We start from the raw sequence: 12,829 nt of genomic DNA, 5'->3' as shown, positions 1-12,829 counted from the left end.
CGCGCACGACCGAGCCCCGGCCGACGGCAGGACCGTCGGCCGGGGCACGGCATCGCGCGGCGCGGCATCGCGCCTCGTCCGGCTACTTTTCGGCTACTTCACGGGGGCCATCTCGTCGACGATCCCCGGATGGGCGTCGATCCAGTTCTGGACGCCCTCGTCCTCCTGTCCCCGCCCGGCCTTCTGAATCGCCTGTTCCAGGCTCATCAGCTCGTCCGGGGTCATGTGCCAGTTCCTCAGCCAGCCGTTCAGCTCGGAGTACTTCTCGGGGAAGCCCTTGTTGGCGAGCGTGCGGATCTGGTTGTTGGCGCCCCAGGTCTTCTCGGGGTCGGCGAGCCGGGTGAGGTCGTACTTGTCGTACGCCCAGTGCGGCGACCAGAGCACGACGGCGATCGGCTCCTTCTTCGCGTAGGCACGCTCCAGCTCGGCGAGCATCGAACTCGTCCCGGCCTTGGTGAGCTTGAAGTCCGACAGGCCGTAGGCCGGCATGACCGTGTTCTCCAGGCGGACCATCTGGCCCGTGCCGGGCTCGATACCGACGATCCGGCCCTTGAACTCGTCCTCGTGCGCGCGCAGATCGTCCATCGTGGTCACGCCCTTGACGTAGGACGGGACGGCGATCTCCAGCGACGTCTTGTCGTACCAGGCACCGAGGTCGACGAGATCGTTCCTGTACTTGTCCCAGTACTGCTTCTGCGCGACCGGCAGCCAGGCGTCGAACTCGACGTCGACCTGCCCGGTGGAGAGGCCGGTGAACAGCGGGCCGATGTCGAGCTTGGTCTTCTTCGGCCGGTAGCCGCGCTTCTCCAGGACGTTCTCCCAGAGGTGGGTGACGGCGATGCCCTCGTCCCACGCCGGGTAGCCGATGACGGGCGCGGAACCCGCCTGCCTGCCCTGCGCGTAGCGGGACTTGGCGACCGGGGCCAGCTTGTCGACGATCCCGGGGTGCTTCTTCAGCCAGGCCTTGACGCCCTCCTCCCGGTGGCCCTTGCCTGCGTCCTGGATGGCGCCTTCGAGGGAGGTGAGCTGCGTGTCGGTGAGCTTGAAGTCCTTCAGCCACCGGGCGACCTGGGGCTCCTTCTTCGCGAAGCCCTTCCGCCCGATCGTATGAATCCCGTCGCCCGACCCGAAGGCGCCCTCGGGGTCGTTGAGCTTGGTCAGCTCGTACTTGTCGTACGCCCAGTGCGGCGACCAGAGCGTGACCGCGATGGGCTCCTTCTTCTGGTACGCGCGGTCCAACTGGGCCAGCATGGCCGAGGTGTTGGACTTGACCAGCTCGTAGTCGCCCTTGAGGCCGTATACGTTCTGGACCTTGTCCTCGTAGAGCTTGGTCTCGCCCGCGCCCGGCTCGATGCCGTAGATCTTGCCCTTGAACAGACCGCCCTTGCCCTTGAGGTCGTCGAGCGACTTCACGCCCTTGACGTAGGAGGGGACGGCGATCTCCAGCGAGGTCTTGTCGTACCAGCTGCCGTAGTCCTCCAGCCGGTCCTTGTACTTCGCCCAGTACGAGGCGTGCGTGGCCGGCAGCCAGGAGTTGGTCTGCACGTCGACGCTGCCCTGTGCCTGGCCGTTGTAGAGGGCGCCGACCTCCAGCGACTTCACCTCGGGGGTGAAGCCGCGCTGCTGGAGGATCTCCTTCCAGAGGTACGTGGAGGCGACGCCCTCGGGCCAGTCGATGTAGCCCATGCTGATCGGGCGCCCCTGGCCGACGTTCGCGGTGACCTCGTTGCCGTCATCCGACTTGGCGAAGACGTTCAGGCCGCCGGCGACCAGCGCGAGGACGAGCACGCCGACCATCGCGACCGGGGTGGCCGGCTTCCAGTGGAGGAACCTGAAGCCGCCGAGGGCCGTGTTCGCCTTGGCGAGGGCGCGGCGGCCGAGCGGCGACACCCGCTGGTTGAGGGCGCCGGTCATCCGGTCCAGGTAGATCGCGAGGATGACCACCGCGATACCGCCCTCGAAGCCGAGGCCGACGTCGACGGAGCTGATGCCGTCGTACACCGTGGAGCCGAGGCCGCCACCGCCGACCATGCCCGCGATGACGACCATCGAGAGGGCCAGCATGATCACCTGGTTGACGCCCGCCATGATCGTGGGCAGCGCCAGCGGCAGCTGCACCCGCCAGAGTGTGCGGCGCGGGTGGGTGCCGAACGCCTCGGCGGCCTCGACGAGTTCGGCGTCGACCTGCCGGATGCCGAGCTCGGTGAGGCGTACGGCGGGCGGCATCGCGAAGACGATGGTGGCGACCATGCCGGGCACCGGGCCGACACCGAAGAAGAAGATGCCCGGGATCAGATAGACCATCGCGGGCATGGTCTGCATGAGGTCGAGCACGGGACGGATCGTGCCGCTGACCGCGCGGCTGCGGGCCGCCCAGATGCCGATGGGCACCGCGAAGGCGAAGATGATCACGCAGGAGACGAGCACCAGCGAGAGCGAGTTCATCGCCGGTTCCCACTGCTCGATCGAGTCGATCAACGCCAGCCCGGCGAAGGCCAGGACGGCGGGCAGCAGCCCGCGCAGCCAGAAGGCCAGCACGGCGAGGAGGCCGGCGAGGAGCAGCGGGTCGGGCGCGGTCAGCACCGCGTTCGCTCCGTCGTACATCGTCTCGACGACGACCTTGATCAGGTCGAAGAGCGGACCGAGGTTGTCGCGCAGCCAGTCGACCCCGTGGGCGACCCAGTCACCGATGTGGATCCTAGGCACTGGCCTTCACCACCCGGACGGTCTTCTCGCGCTTCTCGCGCGGGACGTCGCACGGCACGGGTTCGCCCTGCCGGTCGGCTTGGCCCTGCCGGTCACGCTGGTCGTCGTGCTGGTCGCGCTGGTCGTGCTGGTCACGCTGGTCACGCTGGTCACGCTGGTCACCAAGGAACCCGATCAGCCGCCGCTGCGGTACGACGCCGACGAGCACACCCTTCTTGTCGAGCACCGCGACCGGGTGGGACAGGCGGGCGCTGAGCGCGCAGAGTTCCGCGAACGGCGTCTGCGGCGTCGCCGTCTCACAGCCGCAGTCCGCCTCGTCGCCGCGTACGGCGGTGTCCATGACGGCTCCGGCGGTGAGCACGCGGGAGCGGTCGACGTCCTGGGTGAAGGAGGCCACGTAGTCGTCGGCGGGGCGGATAAGGATGTCCTCGGCGGTGCCGGTCTGGACGATGCGGCCGTCGCGCATGACGGCGATGCGGTCGCCCAGGCGCATGGCCTCGTTGAGGTCGTGCGTGATGAAGACGATGGTCTTCTTCAGGGTCTGCTGCAGCTCCAGCAGCTGGTCCTGCATGTCGCGGCGGATCAGCGGGTCGAGCGCGCTGAACGACTCGTCCATCAGCAGCAGATCGGCGTCGGTGGCGAGGGCGCGGGCCAGGCCCACGCGCTGCTGCATACCGCCGGACAGCTCGTCCGGCCAGGACTTCTCCCAACCGGCCAGACCGCACAGGGCGAGCGCCTCGGTGGCGCGCCTCAGCCGTTCGACGCGCGGCACGCCCTGGACCTCCAGGCCGTACCCGGCGTTCTCCAGGACGCTGCGGTGCGGGAACAGCGCGAAGTGCTGGAAGACCATGCTGATGCCCTTGGCGCGGACCGCGCGCAGCTCACGGTCGCCGATCGCGGTCAGGTCCCGGCCGCCGAAGCGGACGTGCCCGGCGGTGGGCTCCAGGAGCCCGTTGAGCATGCGCAGCAGCGTGGACTTGCCGGAGCCGGACAGGCCCATGACGACGAAGATCTGGCCCGGTTCCACCGTGAAGGAGGCGTCGATCACGGCGGCGGTGGTGCCCTCGGTGCGCAGTTCCTCGCGGTCGGCGCCGGCCCTCAGCCGGTCCACCGCGTCGTCGGGTCGTCTGCCGAAGACCTTGAACAGGCCCTCGGCTTCGAGTCTGGATGACTCCCTGGCTGACACATGCACCTCTTGGATCGCAACGGAACGGCTCGCCTCCCCGCCCCGCAGGCCGGCCGTGGAGCGCGGCGGGATCGGCCCGCCCGGCCGGTGTTCCAGGAACCCGGCCGGCGCTGCTCCGGGGCCGTGCCTGCCCCGGCCCGACCACCCGAAACGCGACAGTGGCCCGCTTCACAGGGCATTCACCGCAGGCCAGAGGTGTTCACGGAACGCGTGCACGCGGGTCACGTGCCGTCGCCACGAACGCGGTTACCGAACCAGGTTCGCGGAGCGTCGCCGCCCACCGCCCGGGCCGTCACCGCCCACCCGTCCGGACGGTCGCCGCCCACCGCCCGGGCCGTCACCGCCCACCGCCCGGGCCGTCGCCGCCCACCGTCCAGGCGGTCGCCGCCCACCGCACGGGCCGTCGGCGCCCACCGCACGGGCCGTCGGCGCCCGCGGCCCCGGCGGTCGTAGCCCGCGCTTCCGGCGGTTGCGTCGGGAGCCGCGTGTCGGTGGCGTACGGCATGATGCGGGGCGTGACCCGACGCCTCATGCTTCTCGACACCGCCTCGCTGTACTTCCGCGCCTACTTCGGGGTGCCGGAATCCGTGAAGGCCCCGGACGGCACCCCGGTGAACGCCGTGCGCGGGCTGCTCGAATTCATCGACCGCCTGGTCAAGGACCACCGGCCGACGGACCTGGTGGCGTGCATGGACGCGGACTGGCGGCCGCAGTGGCGGGTCGACCTGATCCCCTCCTACAAGGCGCACCGCGTCGCCGAGGAGCACGCGGTCGGGCCGGACGAGGAGGAGGTGCCGGACACCCTGTCGCCGCAGGTGCCGGTCATCGAGGCGGTGCTGGACGCCCTCGGCATCGCGCGCGTGGGCGTCGCCGGATACGAGGCGGACGACGTGATCGGCACCTTCACGGCCCTCGCGAAGGACCCGGTCGACATCGTCACCGGCGACCGCGACCTGTACCAGCTGGTCGACGACGGGCGCGGGGTGCGCGTGCTGTATCCCCTGAAGGGCGTGGGCACGCTGCAGCTGACCGACGAGGCCTGGCTGCGCGAGAAGTACGGGGTGGTCGGGCGCGGGTACGCGGATCTGGCCCTGCTGCGCGGCGACCCGAGCGACGGTCTGCCGGGGGTGCCGGGCATCGGCGAGAAGACCGCGGCGAAGCTGCTCGACCAGTTCGGCGACCTGGCCGGGATCATGGCCGCGGTCGACGACCCGGCGGCGAAGCTCACGCCCTCGCAGCGCAAGAGGCTCGACGAGGCGCGACCTTACGTTGCAGTCGCCCCCAAGGTGGTCCTGGTGGCGGGCGACGTACCCTTGCCGGACGTCGACACGGCTCTGCCGCGCGAACCGCGGGACCCGGCGACGCTGGAGGCGCTCGCGGTGCGCTGGGGACTCGGCGGATCGCTGCAACGGCTACTCACGACACTGCAGGCGTGAGGTGGACGCCCCCGCGGGCGGGGCTTCGCCGGGGTGGGGTGACACTTCCGTGGTGAGGACTCTGAGGCGCGATTCACATCGTGAAGTCCTCGCACTCGCCTCAAACATGGGGTGTTAATAAGGGGGAGATGATAACTTAGGTAAGCCTTACTAGGTATTTGGGAGGCCGTCATGGCAGAGCGTCCGGTACGCAGGGCCCCGAAGCCCCACTCCGCGCGAGTCGTCCGCACAGAGCGGCTCACCCCGCATATGCAGCGCGTCGTACTCGGTGGCGACGGCCTCGCCGAGTTCTCCCCGCGCGGCAGCACCGATCATTACGTGAAGCTCCTGTTCGGCCCCGAGGGTGTGACCTACCCGGAGCCCTTCGACACCGAGCGGATCCGCGCGGAGTTCCCCCGGGACCAGTGGCCCGTGACCCGGACGTACACCGTGCGTGCCTGGGATCCCGAACTGCGTGAGCTGACCATCGACCTCGTGCTCCACGGCGACGAGGGCATCGCGGGCCCCTGGGCCACCCGCGTCCAGCCGGGCGAGCTGATCCGGTTCCTGGGCCCCGGCGGTGCCTACGCGCCCAACCCGGAGGCCGACTGGCATCTCCTCGTCGGCGACGAGAGCGCCCTGCCTGCGATCGGCGCCTCCCTGGAGGCCCTCCCCGACGGCGCCCGCGTCCACGCGATCGTCGAGGTCGCCGGCCCCGAGGAGGAGCAGAAGATCAACTCCGATGTGGAGGTCGTCTGGCTGCACCGCGGCGACCGTCCCGTCGGCGCCGCCCTGGTCGAGGCCGTACGCGCGCTGGAATTCCCCGAGGGCCGGCTGCACGCCTTCGTCCACGGCGAGGCGGGCTTCGTGAAGCAGCTGCGCCGTCTGCTGCGCGTCGAACTCGCCGTTCCGCGCGATGACTTGTCGATCTCCGGCTACTGGCGCCTCGGCCACGACGAGGACGGCTGGCAGGCGTCGAAGAGGGAGTGGAACGCGCGCGTCGAGGCGGAGCAGGAGGGCGAGTCCACGACGACGTGACCGCGTGCGACTCCGTCGGTCCGACAGTCCGACACGTACGAGCTACGGCGGTGCGCCCGTGTGCCTCGGGCGGACCGACCCGTCTGAGTCGAGCGGTCCAGCCCGCGTGACTTCGGCGTCCAGCCCGCGTGACTTCGGCGTCCGGACCTCGCGGCTTCGGCGATCCGACCGCGTGACTTCGGCGGTCGGCCCTGTGCCCTCCGACGATCCGCCCCTGTGCCCTCCGGCGGCCGGGCCCCGTCCTCCACAGGACAAAGCCCGGCTCACCCGTTTGAATGAACACATGGGTGTTCGACAGACGAGGGCACGCCGCAGAAGCAGGACCCGGGGCGCGACGGCCCTGGCCTCGCTCCTCGTCCTCGGCGGTGCGCCGTACGGCCTCGGCACCGCCTCCGCCGCTCCCCCGCCGCAGCCGCCGCCGCAGCTCACCCAGGAGGACGTCGACCGGGCGGTCGACGCCCTCGACGGCATCGTCGAGCGCGGCATGGACCGGAGCGGGGTGCCTGGCGTCGCGGTCGCCGTCGTGTACAAGGACCGGGTCATCCATCTGGACGGCTACGGCAAGCGGCACGTCGGCCAGGACGGTGAGGTCGGCCCGGACACGGTGTTCCAGCTGGCGTCCCTGTCGAAGCCGCTGGCCTCGACCGTGGTCGCCGGGGCCGTCGGCGACAAGACCGTCGACTGGGACGACCCGGTGGCCGAGCACCTTCCCGAGTTCGCCCTGAAGGACCCGTGGGTGACCGACCACGTCACCGTCGCCGACCTCTTCTCCCACCGCAGCGGCCTCCCCGACCACGCCGGGGACCTCCTGGAGGACCTCGGCTACAACCGCGACTACATCCTCGAACACCTCCGCCTGGAGCCCCTGACGCCGTTCCGCGCGAGCTACGCGTACACCAACTTCGGCGTCACGGCGGCGGGCCAGGCCGTCGCCGACGCCGCCGGGACGACCTGGGAGAAGCTCTCCGAGGACATCCTCTACAAGCCGGCCGGCATGGACGCCACCAGCTCCCGCTTCAGCGACTACGAGGGCACGAACAACAAGGCCTTCGCCCACGTCCGCGAGGACGGCACCGAAGGCGGGAGCACCGGCGACTGGGAGGCGAGGTACGTACGGGACGCCGACGCCCAGTCACCGGCCGGCGGTGCGAGCTCCACGGTCCGCGACCTCTCCCTCTGGCTGCGGCTCCAGCTCGCGAACGGCGAGCTGGACGGCGACCGGATCATCGCCGCCGACCCCCTCGAACGCACCCACGTCCCCGAGATCGTCTCCAGCCCACCGCCCGCACCGGCGGGCCGCGCCGGCTTCTACGGCCTCGGCTGGAACGTCTCCTACGACGACCTCGGCCGCCTCCGCCTGAGCCACTCCGGCGCCTTCGCCCTCGGCGCCAACACCAACGTCACGATGCTGCCCGGCGAACAGCTCGGCATCGCCGTCCTCACCAACGGCGAACCCGTCGGCCTCGCGGACGCCGTCTCCTTCGACTTCTTCGACACGGCCCAGCACGGCAAGCCGACCGAGGACTGGCTGGAGCTGGCCGGCGGGCTCTACGAGCAGGAGGCCCAGGAGTCCCGCTCCCCCACCGACTACTCCAAGCCCCCGGACGACGCCTCCGACGCCCGCGCCGACTCCAACTACACCGGCACCTACGCCAACCCGTACTACGGTCCCCTCACGGTCACCGAGACCAACGGCGAACTGACCATGCGCCTCGGCCCGAGGCCCATGACCTTCCGCCTGACCCACTACGCGGGCGACACATACTTCTTCGAGACGGTGGGGGAGAACGCGAGCGGCCCGTCGGGCGTGACCTTCAAGGGCGACGAGAACGGCAGGGCGACGTCGGTGACGATCGAGGCGTTCGACGCGAGCGGGCTGGGGACGTTCAGACGGTCGTGAGCACGTCCACCAGCCGGGCCAGCGCGTCCGCGAGCGCCCCCACCCCCGGCCCCGCCGGACCGCCCGGCTCGGTCATGTAGACGTCCCGGCGGATCTCGATCATCAGAGCGGTCACCCGCGGTTCGTGCCCGTGGTACTTCAGCGGGACGTACGCGCCCCCGAACGGGCTGTTGACTCCCGTGCCGCCGAACCCGGCGAACGCGTCCTCGGCGGCGGCCAGCAGGTCGGCCGGGGTGTGGAAGGGGTCGCTGCCCAGGCAGACGGGCGGCCGGGGTCCGTCGCCGTGGAGTTCGTAGGGCAGGGCCTCGGTGGGATACGAGTGGACGTCGACGACCACGGCCCGGCCCACGGCCTCCAGCCGGTCGGTCACGGCGTCGGTCATGGCGTCGGCGTACGGCCGGAAGTAGCCGTCGACAAGCGACTGCCCACCACCGAGTGGCCGTCCGCCACTGTGCGGTTGCCCGTCGCCGAGCGGTTGTCCGCCACCGAGCGGTTGTCCGCCGCCGAGCGGCAGGCCGTCGTGTCCGGCCCGGCGGAGAACCTCCCGGTGCGTGGTCCTCGTGTAGACGGCGCCCATCCCCACGGCCAGCATCTCCTCCCTCTCGTCCGGGAACCGCTCGGGGTCGATCACGAGCCGGGACAGCTGGTTCACGAACCTCCAGGGACGCATGGCCGACCGCTCGGCGGCCCGCTCGGCGATCCGGTCCGTGTACGCGTCCGTGATGTGGTCCAACTCCCGCTCCAGCGCGGCGTCATCGAGAACGATCCCGTCCCGTACGGCGGCCGGGATCATCCGTGAACCGTGCGGCACGTGCAGAAGCACGGGCGACTCCGGCACGCCCGGGAGGAGCCGGTAGGAGGGCGACACGTCGTTCATCCGGGAATCCTCGCCGTTGGGCTGTGGGCCGTCGGGCTGCGGGTTGTCGGGCTGCGGGTTGTCGGGCCATCGGGCTGCGGGTTGTCCGAGGCCGCTCAGCATAAGGTCGGCGGCGCGCCCGACCACCTCCGGCCACCTCGCTCCCCGCTCTTGCCCCCAACTACCCACCCCTGGAAAAGTCGTGAGGAATTGGGCTCGCCCCGGACATGGTCGCGTGACACGCGCGACACAGCCCTCCCCTAATTTCTGTCGCCCGACAGGAATTCGCGCCGCTCGTGCGCGAAAGCTCGCGACGCTTGTGCGAAAGCAGGTTGCCGCCATGACGAGCACCGCCCCCGATGTCCGTCCGGAGCCACCCCACTCCCCCGACGACCGCTCCCTGACCGAGTTCGGCTACCGCCAGGAGCTGCACCGCAGCCTGAGCAGGTACGCCTCGTTCGCCGCCGGTTTCTCCTTCATCTCGGTCCTCACGACCGTCTTCCAGTTCTTCGCCTTCGGGTACGCGTTCGGCGGCCCGGTCTTCTTCTGGACCTGGCCGGCGGTGCTGATCGGCCAGTTGCTGGTGGCCGCGTGCTTCGCGGAGCTGGCGGCGCGCTACCCGATATCGGGCGCGATCTACCAGTGGTCCTCGCGTCTTTCCAACCAAACGTTTGGTTGGTTCGCCGGCTGGATCATGGTGATCGGGCAGATCGTGGTGGTCGCGGCGGCCGCGCTCGCGCTGCAGATGGTGATGCCCGCGATCTGGTCGGGCTTCCAGATCGTGGGCGGCGACCCGACGCCCACCACGGCGACGGGCGCGGCGAACGCGGCCGTCCTGGGTGTGATCCTGCTGGTCCTCACCACGGTCGTGAACGTCCTCGACAACCGGGTGCTGTCCATGGTCAACCGGGTGGGCGTGACCGCCGAGATCATCGGCGCGATCCTGATCATCGCCCTCCTCCTCACCCACTCCGAGCGTTCCCCCGGCATCACCTTCCACACGGCCGAGGGCAGCACCGACCTCCTCGGCGCCCTGCTGGTGGGCTCGTTCATGGCGGCGTACGTGATGATCGGCTTCGACAGCGCGGGCGAGATGAGCGAGGAGACCCACCACCCCCGCCGCACCGCGCCCCGCACGATCCTCACGGCACTCGGCGCGGCCGGCCTGCTCGGCGGTCTCCTCGTCCTCGGCGGCCTCCTCGCCGCGCCGAGCCTCACCGACGGCAGACTGGGCGTGGACGGCCTGAGCTACGTGCTGACCAGCAGCCTGGGCGACGGAGTGGGCCGCCTCCTGCTCGCCGACGTGGTGGTGGCGATCACCGTGGCCACGCTCGCGATCCAGACCTCGGCCTGCCGCATGCTCTTCTCGATGGCCCGCGACGGGCAGCTCCCCTTCTCCGGGCGGCTCGCCAAGGTCAACCCGCGCACCGGCATGCCCACCGCCCCCGCCCTGGCCGTCGGCTTCCTCGCAGCCGCCCTGTTGCTCCTCAACTTCGCCTCGCCGGAAGCGTTCCTGGCCATCGGCACCACCTGCATCGTGATGCTGTACCTGGCGTACGCGATGGTCACCGGCCCGCTCCTCGTACGGCGCCTGAAGGGCACCGTCCCCTCCGGCGGCACCGACGAGACCGGCAAACCCCTCTTCTCCCTCGGCCGCTGGGGCATCCCCGTCAACGCCCTGGCCCTCCTCTACGGCCTCTTCATGACCGTCAACCTGGCCTGGCCCCGCGCGGAGGTGTACGACCCCGCGGGCGGCCACTGGTGGTTCCAGTGGTTCACCGTGTTGTTCCTGCTGGTGACGGTGGGGCTCGGAGTGCTGTACCGGCTGATGCGTGCACAACGCGTGCGCTCTGCCGAGTGAGCCTGGTCCGCTTGGGCGGGCATCCGAGTCAGGGTTCAGCCCCGGGTCGATAGGAGGCGAAGTCATATGCCGGTCCCGGACGCCGGGAGCCCGTTGCAGGGCCGATAGCAAAGGCAGGCCGCCGAGGGCGCGGAAATCGCCGACGCACACGTGCGACTGCGCGAGGTTGCCGAACTGGCCCCACCGGGGTCGAGCAGCGCCAAGCCGGTCTGGGTCGACGCGGTGCTGTTCGGTACCCCCGCCCGCTTCGGCAACCCGGCCGGCCCACGCTCTACCGCTGGGGCGGCATCATCGTGCCACCGGCTACACCAAGCGCATCCATTTTCAGTCAGGCAATCCCTACGGCTCCTCCCACGTGGCCGACTATGGTCGATCCAGCGAGGTGGTCTTGCCGGCGGCCCGTCACAGGCCCCGCCGTATCGCCGAGGCTGCGGCCTCGCTCAAAGCCGGCCACCCTGCCTCAATCCAGCACAAGATCCGATGCGAGAGGGACGGTCGGTGCTGCTGCGAGGGAAAGGAACTTGGGAACCGCGCCATTGTGGCCAGAACCAGCCATTCCCCAAGGGACGCGCGCATCGCACCATACGAGGCATGAGTATCGACACCTCCACACGGTATTTGTCAGTGCCGAGTGTGTTGTGCCCCTTTCCGGTCACGTACGACGAGACGGAGGCTCGCAAGGCGGACGAGGAGATCGTCGCTTGGGCGCTGAGCCTTGACCTCTTCCCGGGGCAGCGGACCGAGCTGAACCGCTACCGGTTCGGCACGTTCGCGGCGTTGACGCACCCTGACGCAGTCGACCATGACCACCTGATGCTCGCGGCCCGCAACATCACCGCCCTGTTCGCCGCGGACGATCACTATTGCGACGAGGGAATCGAAGGCGTCCGGCTCGCCCTGAGCGCCTCACGGCTCGCGGGGTCGTTGACCGCGCTGGAGAACGGCTCCCGGCTGCCCGACTGCCCCTCGATAGAGGGGTTTGTCGGCAGTGACCCAGTCGCGCGTTCGCTCCGCGAGACGGCAGAACACATGGCACGCTTGGGCACGCCGGCGCAAGTAGGCCGTCTGCGCCACGAGACGATCGCCACGTTCTTGGCGATGGCGGCGGAAAACTCCTGGCGTATCGCCGGGCACGTTCCCGATCCCGCGGAATACCTGGCTCATCGCAAGTACAACGGGGCCATGGCATGCCTGGTACTGATCGATGCCGTCGGCGGCTACGAACTGCCCGTCCGTGACTGGGAAGAGCCTGGTGTCCGGTCTCTGTCGCTCGCCGCCTCATTGATGATCATGCTGGTGAACGACCTGTACTCGGTCGCCAAAGAAAGCGCTGACATCGGCAGCCACAGCTTGCCCACCGTGCTCTCCACACGCCACGGATGGTCTCTCGAACAGAGCATGTGCGCGACCGGCGAGCTCCACGACCGCCTCATGCGTGCGTATCTGCGTCTGGAACCCGACGTCGCGCGCCACGCCTCGCCCGAACTCGCCCGCTATCTGGCCGGACTGCGGCACTGGATGCGGGGAAATCTCGAATGGCACACCCTCACCGGACGACACAACCATCGCGCGGGACGCCCTACCCCCAGGACAGGGCCTCATGGCCCCACCCATGACCGAATATGGGCCGACGTGCACCACTCGACCGCCGCCGGTGTCTGCCCACACTGCGGGGACCGCCACAACGCAGCCGCAGCGGTTGCGTGAACCAACCCGGGGAGGAGGTCAGGAAGCCGGTGGCGTCGGCTCTGCGTTGAGCGACGCCTTTCTGGCGAGGGCGTGCCGGTTGAGTACGCCGGCCTCGGCGCGCCCGGTCATACGCGGCGGCGGCTTATGGTCCCCCTCCCAGCGGGCGAGCGCGTCGACG

Annotated in this window: 8 protein-coding genes; 5 read left to right on the top strand and 3 right to left on the bottom strand. The window is 70.0% G+C overall.

What is annotated here, in order from left to right; translation table 11 throughout:
• Nucleotides 1–93 precede the first annotated feature (93 nt).
• Nucleotides 94–2,706: an ABC transporter permease/substrate binding protein gene (locus tag ACFU53_RS17140; RefSeq protein WP_383992267.1), complete on the bottom strand. Its 2,613-nt coding sequence runs from the start codon at nt 2,704–2,706 to the stop codon at nt 94–96.
• Nucleotides 2,699–3,892, bottom strand: a complete 1,194-nt coding sequence (locus ACFU53_RS17135) for a glycine betaine/L-proline ABC transporter ATP-binding protein (RefSeq protein ID WP_383992264.1) — start codon at nt 3,890–3,892, stop codon at nt 2,699–2,701. The genes ACFU53_RS17140 and ACFU53_RS17135 overlap by 8 nt, the downstream gene beginning before the upstream one ends.
• A 506-nt stretch (nt 3,893–4,398) precedes the next feature.
• Here ACFU53_RS17135 and ACFU53_RS17130 point away from each other — a divergent pair.
• From ACFU53_RS17130 to ACFU53_RS17120, 3 genes are all read left to right on the top strand, one after another.
• A complete protein-coding gene (locus ACFU53_RS17130) occupies nt 4,399–5,328 on the top strand; it encodes a 5'-3' exonuclease H3TH domain-containing protein (protein ID WP_383992273.1) in 930 nt (309 codons plus the stop codon).
• A 171-nt stretch (nt 5,329–5,499) separates the two neighbouring features.
• Nucleotides 5,500–6,345 carry a siderophore-interacting protein gene (locus ACFU53_RS17125; RefSeq protein WP_383992261.1) on the top strand — a complete coding sequence of 282 codons (846 nt, stop codon included), beginning with the start codon at nt 5,500–5,502 and terminating at the stop codon, nt 6,343–6,345.
• Between the two features lie 283 nt (nt 6,346–6,628).
• Nucleotides 6,629–8,245 (top strand): serine hydrolase, encoded by a 1,617-nt coding sequence (locus ACFU53_RS17120; RefSeq protein ID WP_383992258.1) that lies wholly within the window; start codon nt 6,629–6,631, stop codon nt 8,243–8,245.
• On the opposite strand, the gene ACFU53_RS17115 is transcribed toward ACFU53_RS17120, so the two are convergent.
• Nucleotides 8,232–9,122 (bottom strand): N-formylglutamate amidohydrolase, encoded by an 891-nt coding sequence (locus tag ACFU53_RS17115; RefSeq protein ID WP_383992255.1) that lies wholly within the window; start codon nt 9,120–9,122, stop codon nt 8,232–8,234. The genes ACFU53_RS17120 and ACFU53_RS17115 overlap by 14 nt on opposite strands.
• A gap of 319 nt (nt 9,123–9,441) precedes the next feature.
• Between ACFU53_RS17115 and ACFU53_RS17110 the strand changes: the two genes are divergently transcribed.
• Nucleotides 9,442–10,962 carry an amino acid permease gene (locus ACFU53_RS17110; RefSeq protein WP_383992252.1) on the top strand — a complete coding sequence of 507 codons (1,521 nt, stop codon included), beginning with the start codon at nt 9,442–9,444 and terminating at the stop codon, nt 10,960–10,962.
• A gap of 591 nt (nt 10,963–11,553) precedes the next feature.
• Nucleotides 11,554–12,669: a terpene synthase gene (locus ACFU53_RS17105; RefSeq protein ID WP_383992249.1), complete on the top strand. Its 1,116-nt coding sequence runs from the start codon at nt 11,554–11,556 to the stop codon at nt 12,667–12,669.
• Nucleotides 12,670–12,829: the final 160 nt, after the last annotated feature.

This window comes from Streptomyces sp. NPDC057474 (assembly GCF_042802555.1).
Taxonomy (GTDB): Bacteria; Actinomycetota; Actinomycetes; order Streptomycetales; family Streptomycetaceae; genus Streptomyces.
The sequence above is the reverse complement of the archived record's forward strand: the minus strand, read 5'-3'. Positions and strand labels throughout refer to the sequence as shown.